At 68.3% G+C, this 19,608-nt stretch carries 9 protein-coding genes; 3 read left to right on the forward strand and 6 right to left on the reverse strand.

The features are described from left to right. Positions 1–230 precede the first annotated feature (230 nt). Positions 231–3,020, forward strand: a complete 2,790-nt coding sequence (locus tag AAFF41_RS38695; RefSeq protein ID WP_343325442.1) for an ADP-ribosylglycohydrolase family protein — start codon at positions 231–233, stop codon at positions 3,018–3,020. Between the two features lie 63 nt (positions 3,021–3,083). Here AAFF41_RS38695 and AAFF41_RS38700 read toward each other — a convergent pair whose 3' ends face one another. The 3 genes from AAFF41_RS38700 to AAFF41_RS38710 form a co-directional block, all read right to left on the reverse strand. Then, entirely contained in the window at positions 3,084–4,166 is a 1,083-nt protein-coding gene (locus AAFF41_RS38700) for a DNA polymerase III subunit beta family protein (RefSeq protein ID WP_343325443.1), read from the reverse strand. A gap of 76 nt (positions 4,167–4,242) precedes the next feature. Continuing rightward, a complete protein-coding gene (locus AAFF41_RS38705; protein WP_343325444.1) occupies positions 4,243–6,258 on the reverse strand; it encodes a serine/threonine-protein kinase in 2,016 nt (671 codons plus the stop codon). Positions 6,259–6,474: 216 nt separating this feature from the next. Beyond that, positions 6,475–6,843: a hypothetical protein gene (locus tag AAFF41_RS38710; RefSeq protein ID WP_343325445.1), complete on the reverse strand. Its 369-nt coding sequence runs from the start codon at positions 6,841–6,843 to the stop codon at positions 6,475–6,477. Between the two features lie 277 nt (positions 6,844–7,120). On the opposite strand from AAFF41_RS38710, the gene AAFF41_RS38715 reads away from it, so the two are divergent. Continuing rightward, entirely contained in the window at positions 7,121–7,339 is a 219-nt protein-coding gene (locus AAFF41_RS38715; RefSeq protein ID WP_343325446.1) for a hypothetical protein, read from the forward strand. 3 nt (positions 7,340–7,342) lie between these two features. On the opposite strand, the gene AAFF41_RS38720 is transcribed toward AAFF41_RS38715, so the two are convergent. Together AAFF41_RS38720 and AAFF41_RS38725 are read right to left on the reverse strand one after the other, a co-directional pair. Next, a complete protein-coding gene (locus AAFF41_RS38720; protein WP_343325447.1) occupies positions 7,343–9,889 on the reverse strand; it encodes a GmrSD restriction endonuclease domain-containing protein in 2,547 nt (848 codons plus the stop codon). Between the two features lie 187 nt (positions 9,890–10,076). Next, positions 10,077–10,961, reverse strand: a complete 885-nt coding sequence (locus tag AAFF41_RS38725; protein WP_343325448.1) for a hypothetical protein — start codon at positions 10,959–10,961, stop codon at positions 10,077–10,079. Positions 10,962–11,293: 332 nt separating this feature from the next. On the opposite strand from AAFF41_RS38725, the gene AAFF41_RS38730 reads away from it, so the two are divergent. After that, the gene (locus AAFF41_RS38730; protein WP_343325449.1) at positions 11,294–17,260 is read left to right on the forward strand and encodes an AAA domain-containing protein; all 5,967 of its coding nucleotides are present in this window, start codon (positions 11,294–11,296) and stop codon (positions 17,258–17,260) included. Positions 17,261–17,362: 102 nt separating this feature from the next. Here the strand turns inward: AAFF41_RS38730 and AAFF41_RS38735 are convergent, their stop codons facing one another. Further along, a complete protein-coding gene (locus AAFF41_RS38735) occupies positions 17,363–19,534 on the reverse strand; it encodes a UvrD-helicase domain-containing protein (RefSeq protein ID WP_343325450.1) in 2,172 nt (723 codons plus the stop codon). Positions 19,535–19,608 lie beyond the last annotated feature (74 nt).

The raw sequence follows: 19,608 nt of genomic DNA on the forward strand, positions 1-19,608 counted from the left end.
CGCGGCTACGACAACAGCAAGCGTCGAGCATCAATAAGCGTCCCATTGACGATAAGTGGATCGTCGTGCGAGGCTGACGTAGTCGTCACACCGGAGATGTCCTCCACGGGCATCTTGCTGTGACCAGTGCCCTTCTGATCGTTCCGATCAGGACGACCGACCACTCCGCACCGCCTCACGCCACCCGCCGGGCCCGGTCTACGCGGGCCATCGCACCATCTGGAGTCCGCATGGCACGCATTCCCGCACCCAACCCCAAGCTGGACGCGCGGGCTGCCGATCGGGCCGCCGGAGTGCTTCTCGGCGCGGCGGTGGGTGACGCGCTGGGCGTGCCGTACGAGTTCAAGGCGACGCTGAGCGAGGACCAGCAGCCGATGATGATCGGCGGCGGCCTGGGGCCGTACGAGCCCGGTGAGTACTCCGACGACACCCAGATGCAGGTCTGCATCGCCCAGGTGGCGGCGACCGGAACGGATCTGCGCGACCCGGAGGCCCTGGACGCGATCGCCGCCAACTTCCAGGGCTGGCTCGGCGAAGGCGCCAGCGATGTCGGCAACCAGACCAGCCTGATCCTGAGCATCGCCGCCCGCGCACCCGGGTCGGCGGGCACGGCGATGCGGGAGGCGGCCCGCGAGTACACCGCCGGCAACGCGCGCAGCGCGGGGAACGGCTCCCTGATGCGTACCGGGATCGTCGCCCTCGCCCACCTCGGTGACCCCGCCGCGATGGCCGAGGCCGCCATCGCCGTCAGCGCGCTCACCCACCCGGACCCTGACTGCGCCGACGCATGCGTGTTGTGGTGCTCCGGCATTCGTACCGCCGTACTGGACGGGACCTTCGACGGCGTACGTGCCGGCCTGAACTTCCTGCCCGCCGAACGCCGGGACACGTGGGCAGAGCGGCTGGACGAGGCCGAGGCCCACCCACCGCGCCACTTCACCAACAACGGCTGGGTCGTCCACGCACTCCAGGCTGCCTGGTCGGCGATCACCCGTACCGCCGTGCCGGAGTTGAGTCCCGCCGAGGGCAGCTTCCCCGCCCAGCACCTTCAGTTGGCCCTGGAGGCGGCGGTACGTGCCGGAACGGATACCGACACCGTCGCGGCGATCGCCGGTGCCCTGCTCGGCGCGCGCTGGGGCAGTTCCGGTGTCCCGCTGGAGTGGCAGCGGGCCGTCAACGGCTGGCCGGATCTGAACGGGGCCGATCTGGTCCGGCTGGCATTGCTCACCGCCCGCGACGGCAGCGACGACGCCGGCGGCTGGCCCTCGACGCCGCAGCTGCCGTCCTCCCACCCCGGCTTCGCCATACCCCACCCGCACGACCCCGGGGTGGTACTGGGCAACCTGACCACAGCCCAGGGCGTCGAGCCGGTCGATGTCGATGCCGTGGTGTCACTGTGCCGTATGGGCATGGGACCGGTCCTGCCCGGTACCGACGTCGAGCACGTCCGCGTCTGGCTGGTGGACAGCCAAGGAGACAACGCCAACCTCCACTACGTGCTGGACCAGGCCGCACGTGAAGTGCTGCGACTGCGCCAGGAAGGCAAGCGGGTCCTGCTCCACTGCTACGCCGGGCAGAGCCGCACCCCGGCCGTCGCCGCCGTCTACAGCCACCTGGCCGTCGGCACCGACCCCAGGACCGCACTGAAGGACCTGCGTACCGCGCTGGTGAACGGCTGGCATCTGTCGGAGCACCCTGAACTGCACGACGCGGTGTACGAGCTGGCCACCCCGCCGGCCCCTGGAGGGAAGACGGCCAGAGCCGTTTCGCGGAAAAACCAGGCGCACGACGTCTCGGCGGGCACGGGCACGGGCACGGGGACGGCGGACGACAAGACCGGGGGCCCGCGCGACGGCACCTCCGCGGAACAGGATTCGCTGTTCTCCGTGGAGCCTGACGAGCCGGATGCGGCCCGGACACCGCGGGAGTTCCTGAAGGAGAAGCACGCGGTGTCCCGGGTACGCGGGCTGCTGCTCGGCCTGGCCATCGGCGACACGCTCGGCCGCGCCGAGGGCAAGCTGCCGGCCGACGGTCCGTTGCGGGCCGGGGTCAGCACCCAGCTGGCCTGCTTCACCACCGAGGGCATCGTCCGCGCGTGGGTTCGCGGGGACCACAGGAGTCTTCCCTACGCCCCGTCAGGAGGGGTGTGGCACGCCTACTGCCGGTGGGCCGCCATGCAAGGTCTCAAGGCCCACCGCTGGGGATCGGACGGGGAAGTGTGGCCCGACGGCTGGCTCGCCCAGGTGCCCGTCCTGGCCGAACGGCGTGGTTCGGCGCCGGCGACCGTGACCGCGCTCGCCAGGAGCGTGCATGGCCAGGTGGAGACGCCGACGACCAGCCGCGGCTGCCACGCGCTCACCCGTACCCTTCCGGTCGCCGTGCTCGGTGCCGCCTACGGCTCCGAGCCGGCAGTCGACACGGCCCGTGAGATCGCATCCCTCACCCACGGCGACCCCGCCGCGCACACCGCGACCGCCCAGGCGGTGGTATTGGCCCAGCACTGCCTGACCGACCTGACCGAGGCAAAGGCTTCGTCCGGCGGTCGGACACAAGTACAGCAAGCGCTGCAGGAAGGCCTTCGTGCCCTTCGTGGTATCGACCGGGCTTCCGCTCCTGAAGAACTCGACCGGCTCGGCCAAGCACTTGAGATGGCCGTCGCTCACCCGGCCGACGCCGAGCGGCTCGCGAAGCTGGCGCCGGACGCCATCGCGCCGTCGGCCCTGCTCGGCGGCGTGTATGTCGCTGCCTCCTTCCCCGAACGGGACCAGGTTGCCGACGCGCTGAGTTTCGCAGCCGGGGCACCGGACGGTGACTCGGTCGCCTGTGTGGCCGGTGCGCTGCTCGGAGCGGCCCATGGTGCCGAGGCCCTGCCCGTCGGCTTGGTCAGCCGTCACGAACTGGCCTGGGTCCTCGACACGCTGGCCCGCGACCTCGTAGTCCAACTCGCCGACCGCCCCAGCGACACCGAGTACACCTGGGGCTGGGATCCGAACTGGCGGGACCGCTACCCCGGCTGGTGACCCGCTGCCGATGGCCACGCGAACCGCGTGGCCATCGCCTCGTCCCATCCCAGCCGGTCGGTCTCAGTCCTCCAGGCGGACCGGCATCAGGATGGAGAAGGTGTCCGTGTCGTCGGGGCGGCGGATCGCGAGCGGTGCCGTAGGAGCCCCGAGCTCCAGGACCAGTTCGTCCCTGGCCGCTGCGGTCAGCGCGTCCAGCAGGAAGGCGCGGTTGACGGCGACGTCGTGCGGGTCGTCGTCACCGTCGTCGCACACGATTACCGTCCCCTTCTCCGTCACCCTGAGCACACTGAGGTCGAAGGCTTCGCCATCCTGCTTGCGGGTCTCGCTCGGGCGGACCGGACCGGTCTCCAGCGCCTTCCGGAAGGTCGCCGTGTCGACGTGGGCCCGGCGACCGGCCGGGAGGTGGACGAGGCGACGGTAGTCGGGGAACTCGTGGCCGAGGTTCTGGCCGGCCGTCTGACGATCCCCGGTCTCCAGGGTGACGCGGTCACCGTCCACCGTGAGCTGGACAGGTTCCTCGCCGGTCAGCAGCGCCCGCATCGCGTCGGCGAGCGGAAGAGGCACGACGACCTGCGTGCGAAGCCCGCCGTGCCCGGTCGTGCGTGCCTGCGCGACGGCCATCCGGTAGCGGTCGGTGGTCACGAGATGGAGTCCTTCGCCCTCGATGTCGAACAGGATCCCGTTGAGCATCGGCAGCTCCGGGTCGGTACCGGCCGCGAAACGGACCGCGTCGAGCGCGGCGGCGAGTTCCGGTGCGGGGACGGACAGGCGGGCTGTGGCGGTGTTGAGCGAAGTCATGGGGTTCTCCCTGTGGTCGAGTAGAGCTCGGAGCGTGGAGAACTCGCCGCGGGCGTCGGACAGCCCCAGTTCGAGACGGCGCAGGTGCGCCTGAAGGAGACCCCGCACCAGGTCCGTGTCCGCGCCGGACCAGGCGGCCAGGACGAGTCGGATGTCCGCCAACGGCATGCCGGCCCGGCGCAGTCGGGCCAGCAACCGGGCCTCCTCCAACTGCTCGGGCTCGTACCAGCGGTAGCCGCTGATCGGGTCGACCCAGGCGGGGACCAGCACACCGGCACGGTCGTAGAACCGCAGCGCGCTCACGCTCAGTCCGCCGTCCCGGGCCATCTCCCCAATGCTGCGCATCTCGTTCTCCACACCCGGAACTCTCAGCCCTCGACAAGGTCGAGGGTCAACCTCGGCCACGGTCCGGATCTGTCACTCAGGCCGGGCAGTCGGCCTGCGTGGTGGCCGCACCCCAACGGATCATCATGTAGTGGGATCCGCCGATCTCCGCCACGGCATAGCGAGAGTACGGCCAGGAGCTTCCCGCACTCTCCCATTCCCTCACGAGAGCCCGGCACGCCTCACCGGCGGCCATGCCCGCCCAGGAGTCGACCTGCTTCTCATTCCACTGCACGTAGTCCGACCAGACGTACATCACCGCGTTGTCGGGGTCGAACCCAACCTTGATCTGACCGTTGCCGAGCACACGATCGGTGCCGAGTGTCTGACGCATCCCGTTGGTTCCCGCGACGATCTTCCTGGCGGCCCCGTCCGCGACCCGGATCTCCGCGCTGTCGGTACTCGGGATCATCGCCTGACCGAGGCCGTTCTCGTCCGGCTGCCAGTCTTGCGCACCGTCCGTGTCCTGCCCGGTGCCGTTGTCGGCGGCCGACTGGCACTGGGAGTTGGTGACGAAATCGTCCTGCCACGTCACCTGGGGTTCCTGGCCCTGCTCCTCCTTCACCATGACGTACGTGCGGTACGGCAGGTCCGGGTGCAGGCGGAGAACCAGGTCACGCAGCGTCAGACACATCAACTTGGCGATCTCCGTCTCCGCATACATCGCCCCCTGCTCGTCGGAGGTCAGCCGGTACGAAAGGTAGACCTCCCGGCGCGACTCGTGGAACCGCACGGTTTCCGGGGTGAAATCGGCGCCGTCGCTGAGGTCCTGGGCCTCCACACCCTCGTCGTGCAGGACCGCGCGCGCGACGTCGTGCTCGCCCGCGCCCTGTGCCGTTCGTGCCTGGTTCCAGCTCGCCACACTCGCCGAGCTGCCGCTCGCGGCCTGCTGCTTCGCCGCCTCGTCCCCCTTCGCGGTGCTCGCTGAAGGCTGCCCGGATCCGGTCGAGGTCAGCGGTGACGCCGAGGCCGCGGACGAGGGTGCGTGACGGGCGCCCCCGGTGTCGCCGGGCAGCAGCGCCGCCACTCCTCCGGCCAGGCCGCCGATGACCCCTGCCGCGAGGACGACGGCACCGGCGAGTCGTTTCTTCTTCGAACGGCTCCGGTCCGAGGGCAACTGCCAGGCGGGGTCCTCCGCGGTCGGCACCTCCCAGATGGCCGTGATCATGTCCACGGCCGTCGCCGGCACCGCATCGGCGCTCGCCACCTGAGTGACCTGCGAGGCCAGCAGCACCGCACACTCATGGGCGGCATCGGCGGCCGACGGGCGGTCACCCGGTTCCTGGACCAACGCCTTCTCCACGGTCCGGCGCAGTGGTGCGGGGACGCCGTCCAGGTCGGCCTCGCTCGACATCACGCGGAAGGCCACCACATCGGGCGCGCCGGCCCCGAAGGGCAGCCGTCCGGTGGCCGCGTAGGCCACGAGCGCGCCCCACGCGAACACGTCACCCGCCGGACCCGCGGTGCCCTGACGGTACTGCTCGGGGCTGATCCAGCCGGGGGTGCCGGTCATGACCCCGGTACGGGTGACGCTGGTGCCGTCGGCGGCGTGCGCGATGCCGAAGTCCAGCACACGGGGGCCGGCGGGCGTGAGCAGGACGTTCTGCGGTTTCACATCACGGTGCACCACTCCCACGGCGTGAATGGCGGCCAGCGCCTGTGCGGTGGCGGTCGCGAAGGCGTACAGGCTTCCTTCCGCGAGCGGCCCATGAGCAAGTACGTGCTGGTTCAGCGTCGGTCCGGGAACATAGGCGGTGGCCAGCCACGGGGTCTGCGCGTCCGGATCGGCGGCGAGCAGCGGGATCAGGTGCGGTCCGGTGACGCGGGAGGACAGTTCCACCTCGCGCCGGAAGCGAGCCCTGAACTCCGGGTCCTGAGCCTGCTCGGGATGGATCACCTTGACCGCCACGCGCATTCCGTCGGAGGTGACGCCGGCATGGACGGTGCCCATACCGCCCGCGCCGAGACGGCCGACGATGCGGTAGGGGCCTATGTGGGAGGGGTCGCCGGGACGAGCCGACTGGACTCTTCCGCCGGAGCCGATTGCGCTCACGAACACTTCCTTGAACTGAGAGGTGGCCCAGGCAGGCCGGGGTGTGACGGGTGGTCAGGAGGCAGGGGCTTTCCGGCGTCTTGGCATACATCAGCCAAGGCGAACAGCGGGTGCCGCACCGAGCCGCAGCTGAGCCGACCGGGACCGAACAGGTCGGCGCGCGGTGGCGAAGCCGCACGGGGTCGAGCCGGCTCAGGTGTGCCGAGCCAGGAGGCGTTAACGGTCGGCGTATTGCCTCGCCAGATCCCTCAGCTCGCTGACCCACAGCTCTGTGTCATCGCCGGGGCGGTGATACGGGGCTCGGCGGGCCAGCCGGAAGAAGCCCGTCGACGGCCGACCGCTCTCCTTCAGCACCACGAGAGCCGACAGCAGAGGCAGCGATCCGTCCGGGCTTCCCGCAGCGGACGCGTCCTCCAAGAGGTACGGCATCGCGCCCTCATGGGGCGGGACAGCATGACCAAGGCGTTGCAACTCGTCGCTCAGCCGGCCGTACTGGACAGGCGTCGCACCTCGGCGCGCGTGAGCCCGCAGGATCTCGACCACGGCGTCCAACGCCTGCTCGTACTCGACAGTGTCCTTCCGCATCGCGGTCCCCTCCCCGGCTGTCGACTTGTGCGACGCGAGCTTATGCGTCCTGCGAGCCCATGGACAGTCAGATCATCGATCTCTGTGAAGATTTCTTGTGAACTCAGTGCGTGGATCGCATGCTGATGACGTTCGCGTCACCGGTTTCTCGGGCCGGTGATCAGTGTCCCCGGCGTCCCAATCGCGTCAGCCGCCACACGGTCCGCCACCGCATCGGCCGCCGCTCGCCGCCCAACCGCCTCCGTCTGTCATCGCAAGAACGGGCACTGACGCGCTCATGCTTTCCGCCGTCGTTGTCGGGAAGAAGGACGGTCCCGTGCCCTTCTTCCGCGACATCCTCAAAGCCGCGGGCCTGGCTGTCCCGCAGACCGACGAGGCACCGCTGAAGATCTGGCGCCAGGAGCAGGAACGCGCGCACGCCGCCTACGCGAACCCGCCCCGCCCGCTGCCGCCAAGGCTCGTGCTGACGGCGTCCCGGGCCGCATCAACGAAATGACCGTCAGCCCCGCCGCGCCAGATCCAGCGCCGCCACCCCCACGAACCAGTCCAGCACCTCGCAGAACTCGTCACTGTGCTCCGCGAGGACACTCACCGGGAACGAAGGACGCAGCTCCAGCTTTGCCTCCGGCAGCTCGATGCCGTCGATCTTGTTGAGCCGGTGCAGCAGCTCGCGGCGCTGCTCGGTGTCGTCGAAGGGGCTGCGGTCCTTGAGGTACTGGAAGACGACCTCGACCGTCCCGCTCACCGGATAGATCGCGACCGGCCACATCAGGTGGGGCAGTTGGCTCGTCCCGGCGTCGAGCATGGGGAAGCAGCTGGTCTCCTCGTACTGCCCGTAGTTGAGGTAACCGCCTTGTCCACGCCAGAAGTCGAGGGCCGACTGAACCCCCGAGGATGCTTCCGGGTAGTGCTCTTGAAGCTGGTTGCGGAACCGCTCGGCCGCTTCAGGATTCTCACTGTCGGGCAGCGGGTCGCGCGAGACCGGTGGGGACACGTCCTTGCCCAGCAGCGTGGCCAGTTCCGCGGCCGTGAGGCGTTGCGAACGATGAGCCCTGCCGGAGGGATCGAACCTCAGCCCCTCGCCCTTCAGCAGCTCGTGCGGCGGCTGCCTGTCGCTGCCCTCCTCCCAGCGGAAGGCACCAGAGACCTTGCCCTCGGAGGTGAGCACGCGATACGCGCCGATCACAGTCGGGTTGGAGCCCAGATATGCGCCGACGGGTACAGGATGGCTGCCGATGAGTTCGGCGACATCGCCGTACGTTGTCCACGTGCCGCTCGGCATCGCGACCAGGGCTGCCCGCAACTCCGCCCAGCCGGGCCACTCCTCACCCGCGGGCTGCACTCCGCCGATCGGTCCCGGCCACAACTCCGTCGCGCGCGCGGAGAGTCGGTCGGCGCGGTCCATGATCTCCGCCTTGCCCCAGCGGTCCGAGGAGGCGATCTCCAGATTCATGCGCAGAGCGCTCGACTCGAGGATCTGCTGCTTGCGTTGGAAGGGATGGTTGGACAACTTGGAATTGTCGCCGGTCAGTGTCAAGTTGCCGAGCGTGTGTACGAGCAGGTCGTGCAGCTCCTGCGGCGACTGGTTCTCCTCAGTCTCGTCGGCGAGAAGGTCGAACCAGGCCTGAGCCGGGCGCTGGGGGAGGACGTGCTCCACGCTGAGGGACGCCTTGTCGAAGTCGACGGGCTCGGTGGAGCGGTAGCTCTCTTCGAGACGACGCAGAATGTAGCCGCGCTGTGTGGGGCGGCCGCTCCAGTAGAAGGGCTTGCTGCGGATCGCCTGGCGCAGCTCCTCGTCGCTCGGCCACCGACGACGTCGGCCCGAAAGGAATCGCCGCACGGCTTCGGCTGCCGGTCGGTCGGTCTCCAGCTCCTTCGGGGCTTCCATGAAGATTCGGTTGAGATTGGTCGTCGGTGTCTGGCAGATGAGGCGCCTCACCAGATACGACTCGACATAGAGCAGGGCTTCCGCCGCGTCTTCGGGAGTCGTGCTGCCCGCCTCGACGAGGTCCAGCAGATGGAGTGCCAGAGGGTAGTGGGTCTGACCGCCCCAGGCCGCGAGGCGTTCCAACACCGTACGGAGAGCTGCTGAGGGCTCGCGGGCGGGTTCGACGATCCGGAGGAACCGTCGCCCGCGCTCGGCGAGTTGGGCGACCTCCCGCTGGAGGGCATCCTCGTCGCCCGTAAGCGGTTGGAGCCGTTTCTGCTGTTCCCGATAGATCTCGCTCTGCTTCGTCTTGTGGTGGCCGCGCACGACCAGGTCCAGCCAGACGAGGAGTTCGAGATTCTTCGGTCCGAGGGTCTGCTGCATGGGCAACCACAGTTCTTGGTAGACCCGCTCACCGCGCTTGGGAAGGAGCATGAACACGTAGTTGCGCAGCAGGTCACTCTGACTGAGCCCGACACCCGTGTTGTTGATCGATTCGAAGATGCGGTACACGTTGTCGCCCGGCTCGGCGGTGATCTCCACGATCGAGAGCAGGTCCTTGAGGACGGTCTCGACGGTCTCCACCCATCGCTGTGCATCCGTTTCCTGTCCCTCGGCGAGTGCACCGCGGAAGAAGCGGTAGGCCGCGCCGATGTTGTCGCCCCCGCCGGCCTCGGCCCGGGACTGGACACACGCGGTGTACGCCTCTCGGTCGGCCTGGGTGGGTAGCAACCGGTAGTGATCGAAACCCTCGTGGAACTCGTTGACAAGAACCTGCCGGTGCACCCTGTCGGCGGCTCGCGAGTCACCGCTCTCCTTGAGGTGATCACGCAGGGCATTGAAGGCCAGCATCAGTGTGGTCAGGCGTTGTTGACCGTCCACGACCAGCCATCTCTGTACGCCGCCGGCTTGAATCTGGCCCGGAGCCAGTACCACTGAGCCGAGGAAGTGGGGCGCCGTGGATTCTCCGGACAGGTGCTGATCGACGAGCTCGCCGACGTCCTCCCAGAGGCGCTTCAGCTGTTCCCGGCCCCAGCTGTACGTCCGCTGATAGAGGGGTACTTGGAACTGCTTGTCCCCCTGGACGAGCTTGAGGAAGGTGATCTCCTGAGCGCGCATGCGCTTCCTTTCCCTGTCGGGTGCACAGGTCTGGCCCATGTCCGACGGTGCGTGCTGGGGGACAGCGGTTACCTGAATCTAGCGTGAACTCAGTCAACGATGGCAGGATTCCGGCATCCTGAGAAAGCCAATGCGGTCAGGCCTGGCCTGGCCTGGCCTCCTGCTCTGCGGGTCGCGAGGTCGCCCGTTATGCGTTCCTGTCCCCAAGTGCGGTGACCGACTGGTGGGAAATCCTGGGCATCGTCTCGTTGGGGGACCGGCGTAGAAGCTTGATCGTGCGGCCCTCGACCCAGGCGTTCCATGACTTGAGGTAGTAGAGCAGGTGCTCGCGTGAGTCGTCGCGGCGGCGGTGGGTCCTGCCCGAGGCCAGGCTGAGCATGGTGTTCCGCAGGGTGAGGCGAGGATCGCCCGATTCCAGTCGGGCGCCGGTGATGACTCCGTCCTTCCAGGAGGACTGGTCGATGTCGGGCCGGGCCTCTGTGGTGACATACCAGCCGATGGTCGCCGCCGTGACAGTGATACGGCATGCGCGGTTGAGTGTGATGCCGTGAAAGAGGGCGTCGCGAATGCCGGGGTGCTTCTCCAGGATGACCAGGAGCTGATCGTTGCTGGTGATGGATGAGCTCCCGCTCCATGCGGAGTTCGGTGCGTGCAGGTACAGGTGGAGCCCGCGCAGGGCTGCAGCCAGATGCGTTGCGTTGGCCTCGCCCGCGAGTGCGAGGGCGTCCCGGCCGGTGCGCTTGCGACCCGTGTCCATCACGGTGAAGGCGGTGCGGGGCACGCCGTGTGTGACGGTCAGCGGCACTGTGAGCCCGGCTCTGACGATCGCCGCCAGCCGGTGCTGACCGTCGATGAGTAGATCGTCCTCGTCGAACGCGATGCCCTGGTGCGTCAACTGCCATTCTCCGCGCTCGATCTGGTCGGCCAGTTGCTGCACGGTGTTCTTGCTGAGGGGGCGATTGTTGATGTTTCGAGTGAGCCAATTCGCAGCCAACTCGGGCGAGACGTGCAGCACTTCCATACGCATGGCGCGTGTGCCTTTCCCTGGGTGTGGGTCGAACTGGTGACGCAAGAGTCATCTTGCAGTGATGATGTGAACTCAGTCAATGGAAATCTAGCCTTGGCGGTGCGTTCCTCTGAGGGGTGCGTGAGTTCCGCCCTGTCGGAACAAGGCTCGATGGCGCCTCCCGTCTGACGTCTTCTCGGCGCTGCGGCGACGGGATGCGCCTGTGGGACTCCGTAACGGGGTTGCCCGGGCGGCGCTCCTGGTACCCTCGGTCCGTGTGCTCAGTTCACACTCGAGATGGCGCGCCGGGGGGCGCGTTGCGTTCGTATCTCGGGTGGCCGGGGCGGGATTTCACAAGGCGGGTCACCATGTGGCCCTCAGGAGCAGTGGGGTGGCGCGTGAGCCAGGGTAAGAGTGGGCTGAGCGACGGTATGCGGCAGGTCGGCTCCGTCTACCAGTATGACGATGGTCTGTACGTTCGAGTCGACGACGTCGTGTCGTATGAGCTCGTCGACCCTGATGACTCCTACGGGTACCGGCAGGGCGACGATGTGGTCCGGTGCACCCTGCATCTGAGCAATGGCACCGGACAACCGATCGACGTCGACGGAATCAGCCTGCTCGTCCGAAGCGGGCCGTACGGCAAGACGGGCCGTCAGGTACAGGATTACAAGACCGAAGTACTCGACGACGAACTCGAAGGTACGTTGCGCAAGGGCCGCAGGATCTCGGCCACCTGGGCCTACAGCATTCCCGCCGGCACTGCCGCGGAGCTGGACATCGAGGTGCGGTTCCCGAGTGGACACGACCGCGAGAGCGTCACCTTCACCACGGCGTTGCCGCCGGTTCATGTCGTCACTCCCGCGGCGGCCGGGCGAGCCACGCCGACGCCGCTCCCCGACCAAGCGGCGCTGTTCGGCGAACAGCAGCAGTCTCTCTTTGCGGACGCGGAACCGGATTCCGCGAGGGACGACCACGTTGCCGGCGGGCATGACCCCCGGGTTCCGGCCCGGGCAGTGCTCGGGGGTGTGCCGTCACAGCCAACCGGTCCTGGACGGCAGGCCCTGCCCACCAGCGCGGCGGAGTTGTCCGCCGACGAGACCGACGCCGCGCGAGTCCGTCAGATCTTTCGTTTCCTCGCCGAGGCAGAGGAATCGAAGGCCCGCCCTGTCCGCACGCTCGACGGCGCGGCCGGCACCGTGTGGTTCGAGGAGCTGCCCGACGAGCCTGGCGTCGAGATGATGCTCGACGGGGTGCTCGCGACAGACGACCCGGCCTGGCTGACCGTAGTGCGCCCTGAGCGAGAGGATGCTCCTCACCCCAAGACGCTGCTCGCGCCGTGGGTGGACGAGACGCGCATCCGGGACTTCAAGCAGACCCGCGCTCCGCATCTGCGTCGGCGGATCGAGCCGGAGTTCCCGGACTGGTCCCAGGGGATACCGCTCGAAAAGGCCTATCACGAGCTCGACGAACACCCGAAGCGGGAGAAGATCGAGAAGCTGTACGCCACCTGGGAACAGGAATGGCTCGCGTGGGCGGAGCGGCGGCGCGCGATCGATCCCCTCGTGAAGCTGTACGACCGGCTTCACAAGATGCACGAGGACGCCGCCAACCTGGGCGAAGCATACGAACTCGTGCTTGGGCTCGGCCGACTGACCTGGCAGACGTCGAGTGGCCAGCGTGTGGAGCGGCACCTGGTCACCCACCGGGCCACCATCCAGCTCGACCCGTCCACCGGCACGCTCACTGCCGCTCCCGACCCGACCGGCGTCGGTCTGGAACTGGAAGAGGGCATGCTCGAAGGGGCCCAGCATGTCCCGGGGCCCGTGCGGGAGGGAATCGTCCAGGTACTCGAAGACGCCTCCGATGTGACCGATCCCGAACATCTGGAAGCTCTGCACACTGCCCTGCGCAGCTGGGTCAACGCCGCACACAGCGCCGGAAGCTACCTGCCGACCGTGGAGCGCGCCAAACCGCGGACCCTCGATGTGCCGCAGGTGGGGCTCACCCCTGCACTCGTCCTGCGTGAACGGAACCGTCGTTCCACGATGGACGCTCTCAAGGCCATCGCCCGCCAGATCGACGGTGGCACCCCTCCCACCGAGTTGCTCGGCTACATCGCGGGCCGCGACGGGGCGTTGACCGCCGCCGACCTGGCGGCAGCCGAGGACGACGGGACGGAGACCGACACCGGCGAGATGTATTTCGCGCTCCCCGCCAACGAGGAGCAGCGCACGATCGCCGAACGTCTGCGTGCCAACCGCCTCGTCGTGGTACAGGGGCCGCCTGGCACCGGCAAGACGCACACCATCGCCAACCTGGTGACGGACCTGCTTGCGCAGGGCAAGCGTGTCCTCATCACCAGCCATACTCCGCGTGCCCTGCGCGTGCTGCGCGACAAGCTGCCGGAGTCCATCCGTGACCTGTGCGTGAGCCGCACCGAGGACGGCGCGGCCGCCCAGCGCGAGCTGGAGGCCTCGGTGCAGAAGATCCTCAGCGAGTACGCCGGCTACGACCAGAAGGCCTCGCAGCGTGAGATCCGTACCCTGCAGACACGACTCGCCGCAGCCCGGTCCGCCCAGCAGACCATGCTGCGCGACCTTGCCGTGCTGCGTGAGCAGGAGACCCATGGCTTCGAAGTGGAGATCGGCGACTACAGCGGCAGCCTTCAGGAGATTGCAGAACGCCTCACCGCCGAGGCCGAGAAGTACGAGTGGCTCGGCCAGGTCCCGCAGGAGCAACCCACGCTGAGCGCCGACGACGTTCTTGGCCTCCTCCGGACCACGCGGGCGTTCACCCCGCACCACCAGGCCCTGGCGGCCGAGGTCCCGGGCCCCTCCGAACTGCCGAGTCCCGGTGACTTCGAGGAAGCTGTCTCTGTTGCGCGGTCCGCGCAGGAAGCGCACGCGGCGGTGCGGCAGGATCCGCTGAGTGAGGAGTACGACACTGCTGTGCGCGGTCTCGCAAAGGCCGAACAGCAGCGGCTCTCGACGGCTCTCGACGCCTTCACCGCCGCCCGTGCCCGTGCCGCGTCGCTGGCCGCCGCGGCCGGAGAGTGGGCCGTGGCGCTTCTGAAGGAAGTGAACGCGGGGCAGGACTGGCAGGCTCGCAGCCGACAGGCGGCTGTCACCGAGACTCTCGCGGCGGTCGATGCTTCGCTTTCCGCACTGGGTACCGCGATGGTCAGCGGCCTTGAGCAGTACGACCCTGCTGTGGCGCTCGGCCAGGCCACCACCCTGCACGACGGGCTCGGCCAGGGGCAGAAGCTGCGCGGCCCGCTCGGTATCCGCTCGAAACTGGCCAAGGCTGCCGGCCCGTTCGTGGAGGCCGTCCGGGTCGACGGGCGGGCCCCGGAAGACGCCGAAACGGCGGCTGTCGTCCTTGCACGCGTGCAGCTCGAACTGCGCCTGGCTCAGGTCGAATCCGAGTGGGGAAGCCCCACCGGCGCCTGGCAGGGGCACGGTCCGCGACTCGCTCGCCTGCGGCAGCAGGCCGAGGTCCTGGAGGCGCTTCTCGCAGTTGCCGCCGCCCGCACCGACGTGCTCACCGCCGCCGCGACGTCGCCGGTACTGACCGTCGCCACCTGGCACGACCAGTCCGTCGAGAACGCAGTACGAGCCCTCCTGCGCGCGGCCACCACACTGCGCGCCGCAGAACAATCGCGCCGGGTCATCGCGGACACCGAGGAACTGCTGCGCGCCTGGAGCGACCGGCCGGGTGTCTCGCCCGCCGTCACGCGCGCGCTCGACGCCGTGCGCGCCCAGAACCCCGACGGCTACCGAGAGTTCAGCCACGAGATCGCCGAAGTCCGCGAGGCCGCCCGGCTCCGGGCCGAACAGCACGCGGCACGCAACCGTGTGCAGGAAGCGTTTCCCTCACTCGCCGAGCGGATCACGGACACCCCGGACGATGGTGTGTGGGACGCACGGCTGCCTCTCCTCGCCGAGTCCTGGGCCTGGTCCGCGTGGCGCGACCGCATGGAGCGGCTCACCGATCCTGAGGCAGAGCGCTCCCTGCGCAAGCGGCTGACGGAGGCCGATGACGACGCACGCATCATGCTCGCGAGACTCGCCGCCGCCCGTGCCTGGCACCGCTGCCTCGGACTGCTCACCGGTGACCAGTCGCGAGCGCTCAGTGCGTACCAGCAGGCCGCCCGCCGGATCAAAGGCAAGTACCAGCACCGCTATCGGCGTGACGCACAGGCCGCACTGCGGAAGGCACAGACAGCGGTGCCGGCCTGGATCATGCCGCTGCACCAGGTCGCGGAGACCGTGCCCATGGACCGCCCCGGCATGTTCGACGTAGTCATCGTCGATGAAGCCAGCCAGTCCGGCTTGGAGGCCATGCTGCTGAGCTGGCTCGCCGACCGGATGGTCGTCGTCGGCGACAGCAAGCAGGTCAGCCCCTCCAATGTCGGCCTCAAGCAGGACGAGTACTTCCATCTGAGGGACCGGCTGCTCACCTCACTCGAGCCGGATGTCCGCAGCCTCTTCGGGCCCGAGTCCAGCTTCTTCGATCTCACGGAGGCGCTTTCCGCGGGCCGCGGCACGTTGATGCTCAAGGAGCACTTCCGGTGCATGCCGGAGATCATCTCCTTCTCCAACGAGCTTTGCTACAACGGCCGACTGCAGCCGCTGCGGCAGTACGGTGCCGATCGGCTGGCCCCGGTCCGTACCGTGTATGTCGAGGACGGCGAAGCCTTCGGGAGCAATGCCCGACTGGCCAACACCGCCGAGGCCGAAGCGCTCGTCGACGCGATCGTGCGCTGCTGCGCCGACCCCGCGTACGACGGGAAGACCATGGGTGTCATCAGCCTCCGTGCCAGCAAGGGGCACTTGGCGGAACTGGAGAACCTGCTCGCCGAACGTCTTGATTACGAGCAGCGTGAGGAACGGCGCATCCGGGTCGGCGACGCAGAGGACTTCCAGGGCGACGAACGCCACGTCATGTTCATCTCCTGCGTCAACTCGGCCACCACCGCCGCCGGTACAGTGCCGGGAGGCTTCAACGGCAAGACGTACGAGCAACGGCTCAACGTCGCCGCCTCCCGCGCCCAGGACCAGGTATGGGTCTTCCACAGCGCGCGTACCGAACAGTTCCACGAGAACGACCTGCGCCGACAGTGGCTCGACCACCTCACACGGCCCGCGGAGGAGGACTCCGTTGCGGTCAACGGCGAAGTGCTCGCGGACGTACGGCACGAAGCGTTCGACAGCCTCTTCCAGCAGCAGGTGTACCTGGAACTGACCGCGCGCGACTACCGTGTGCGGCCCGGGTACCGGGTCGGCCGGCACTCCATCGATCTGGTGGTCGAGGGCGGCACACGCAGACTCGCCGTCGCTTGCGACGGCGACGCCTTCGCGGAGGGCGAGGACGCATCGACTGCGGCCGCCAGACAGCGTGATCTGGAGCGCGTCGACTGGACCTTCGTCCGCATCCGCGGAAGCCGATTCCACCTCGACCGCGAACAGGCGCTCGCGCCGCTCTGGGCTGAGCTTGAACGGCTGGGAATCGAGCCGGTCCGTGAAGAGACGGAGGAGCTGACCCCTCCGTCCCAGGATGCGCAGACCGAGGCCTCGCCGGTCGGCGATCCGCCTGGGGACAACCGAGGGAGCGAGATCCGGGCGTACGAGGTCGCGGAGGGCATCAGCCCGCGGGCTGATGCCCAGGCGGCTGCGGTCGTGTCGACCCGGTCGGAGGATTCAATCTTCGAGCCCAGGGATCCGCGTGAATCCGCGCCGGCTCCTGCACGGGAGGCGGCGCCCTCCGCGGCGGCTCCGGTAGAGGGGAGAGCCCGGACCTCGGCGCCCGTGCGGACATCGGCACCGGCAGCCGGCCCCGCCTCACGGCCCGTGGCATCCATGCCGCCGCAGCGAGGACAGGCGCCACTCCGAGCCGCACAGAGTTCTCTCCCCGTTCAGGAGATTCCCGCCGCTGCCTTTCAGCGGCTGGTCCGTGAGATGCAGGAGCTGCAGGCCGCTGTGGATGCTCCGGACGAGACTCCCGACGGCATGGACGCGGCCAACCTCGTCTTCCTCAGGAAGACGCAGGCCGATCAGCGTGATCGTCGTACGAAGCGTCTTGGTTTCCTGCGGACATTCCTCGACGCCGTCCGTGTCGGGCGGGAGTCGGACATCCCGAAGGTGGTGATTCCTGGTGCGCTGCTCGTCCTCGAGTTCGACGGGCAGGTCGATGGCGACACCCTGTACACAGTCGCGGAACTGTCCACGGACGAGGCGGACATCGTTTCACCGTCGTCTCCGTTGGGCCACGCGCTGATGTGGCAGCCGCCGGGACGTGAAATCTCGTACGACGCCTCTCAAGACAAGACGCACACGATCGTCGTCCGGGAGATCCGGATCTGAGGACCTGGGCCAAGGCTGGACGAGGACCCGGAGTATCTGCGTCTACCCACAAGCCCCGCTGTCCGAACCGCATGGCGGTTCGGACAGCGGGGCTTGTGCTTCTCAGCCGGCGACCGGGTCCAGCATGCGACTCCGCTCACCGCTCCACGTGATGGCCAGCGCATCGCGAGCCCGGGTGCACGCCACGAACAGCAGACAGTGTTCGGCCAACAGATCCGACTGGTGCTGTACGGGATCCACGTCGGCCGGCGTCATGTGCGGGGCGAAAGGCAGCACACTCGACGTCACGCCCACTACAGCCACGCAGCGGAACTCCAACCCCTTCATCGCGTGCATCGTGGCTACTCGTACGCCCGACACCCCCGGTCCCGGGTCGTCCTTGACCGCGACCGCCGGGATGCCCTCCCGCCGCAAGCGTGCGATGACCGCGTCGACCAGCGTGTTGAACCGTGCGCACACCGCCACCTCGGACGGCTTCACGCCGTCCTGTTCGATCCAGGTCCGGATCTGCTCGATCAGCGCCCGAAGCTCCTGGTCCTGGCTACCGTATCCGTGAGCTGCCGGGGTTCGGCCGTGCAGCTGGGAACGGTAGCCCCGGAGCGAATCCCGACCACCGTCATCGTCGTCGTCCTCACCGAGACGTCCCACGGGCTGACCGTCGAGCAGGGACGCGGACCAACGCAGGATCTCTTCTGTGCTGCGATAGTTGAGGCGAAGCCGGGACGTGCGTCCTCGCACATTGATCCCCAGCGAGCGCAGCGAGACGCGGGAGTCGTAGATCCGCTGATGGGGGTCGCCGACAAGGAACATGTCGTCCGATTGAGGGGCCACGCAGGCACGAAGGACCCGCCACTGGGCCGGGTGGAGGTCCTGGGCCTCATCCACGACGACGTGGCGGTAGCGAGGTCCGTCGTCGGCCAGGATTCTCGCGGCCTGGTCGCACAGCTGGGTATACGTCGCCGAGTCGCGGGAGGCGAGATCTGCGGTGAACCGTTCCATCACGCGCCACAGCCGGGCTCTTTGTACCCGTCCCACCTGAGTACCGCGCCCCCGTCGTACACAGCGCAGGTACTCCTCGGGCGTACGCAGGCCCTGGGCCAGGACGACGTTGCGGAACTCCTGGGATAGGAACTGCTCAGGCCAAGGGAGTTCCTCACGTGCGGTGGCACGTGTCCAGGCGCTCTTCTCCGCGGTGACCGAAAGAGGTTTCGGTGAACTACCCCGCGCCTCTCGGATGACCCGGGCGGCGAGGGAGTCCACCGTCGTGACGTCGACGCGTTCCAGAAGGTGGGCGTCCGCGTCGCCGAGCAGGAGCGCCAGGCTGTCCCGCAGAGCAGCCGCCATGGCGTTCGTGAAGGTGGTCAGCAGGATCCGGTCGCCCTCACGGCCGGTACGCAGGAGATGCCGAACGCGGTGCAGGGCGACGACCGTCTTGCCGGTGCCCGGGCCGCCGGTGACCTGAGCGGGTCCGTTGAAGCCTGGGTGATAGGCGTATCTGCGCTGAGCCGGGTGGAGGAAGATCCGCCAGCGGGTGAGGTCCTCGGTGAGGATGCGTTCCAGCTCCCCGGGGCCCGTCACTTCCACAATGCGGTTCGGCGTGTTGAGAATTGCTTCGGTGAGGGTGACCGTCGGCCGGTCCTCCGCCGTGCGCACGGTCTGTCCGCGCGGAGCGATCAGCTGCTCCCACACATCTTCGGGTGAGTACTTGGCGGCCAGGTACTCCAGGACTTCGTACTGATCGGCCGGCATCATGGGCGGTGCCATGACCGTCAGGTCGTCGGCCGTGACACAGACACGTGCCAGGCGCAGGACCTGGTCGTCGATGCCGAGGTCGCGCAGCACGGTGTCGGAGTACTCCTCGAAGAGACGGGCAGGGGTGGCGACCGCCTTCGTCTCGAAGTAGGTCTCCATTTGCTCGAGGGCTTCGACGTTGCGCACCTCGAGGCCTCCGGTGGCGCCGTTGACCGAGTAGGCGCGCTTGCAGGCCCAGTTGATCGCCTCGTCGTGAGGGGCGACCCGAAGAAGTGTGAAGAGTTCGCTTCCGTCGTCGGGAGCGAGGAGAACACCCCGGTAGAACTTGGTGATGCGTATCGTGCGGATCCGGGGATCGCGTGCCCGCTCGAGCTTCTCCAGGTGCATGCCCTTGCTGGCGTGGAGCTGGGGGACGGTCATGCTCCGGAACATCTGGATGGCGTCGTTGACTTCCTTCTGGACGGGCCTCTGGAGCGAGATGAGGTCCGCGACGAAGTCGTCGGAGAGGGCGAGTCGGGGCATGGGCGTCCTCGGGTCGCGAGTGGGCGGTGGTCGGAGCCCAGCCTAGAGACTTGTTCCGCCGGGAGCGACGGAGC

The organism is Streptomyces mirabilis, from assembly GCF_039503195.1.
Lineage (GTDB): Bacteria > Actinomycetota > Actinomycetes > Streptomycetales > Streptomycetaceae > Streptomyces > Streptomyces mirabilis_D.

Coding starts and splice junctions, on each gene's coding strand:
- AAFF41_RS38695 (WP_343325442.1), top strand. CDS start 231: ATGGCACGCATTCCCGCACCCAACCCCAAGCTGGACGCGCGGGCTGCC.
- AAFF41_RS38710 (WP_343325445.1), bottom strand. CDS start 6,843: ATGCGGAAGGACACTGTCGAGTACGAGCAGGCGTTGGACGCCGTGGTC.
- AAFF41_RS38735 (WP_343325450.1), bottom strand. CDS start 19,534: ATGCCCCGACTCGCCCTCTCCGACGACTTCGTCGCGGACCTCATCTCG.
- AAFF41_RS38700 (WP_343325443.1), bottom strand. CDS start 4,166: ATGCGCAGCATTGGGGAGATGGCCCGGGACGGCGGACTGAGCGTGAGC.
- AAFF41_RS38720 (WP_343325447.1), bottom strand. CDS start 9,889: ATGCGCGCTCAGGAGATCACCTTCCTCAAGCTCGTCCAGGGGGACAAG.
- AAFF41_RS38715 (WP_343325446.1), top strand. CDS start 7,121: ATGCTTTCCGCCGTCGTTGTCGGGAAGAAGGACGGTCCCGTGCCCTTC.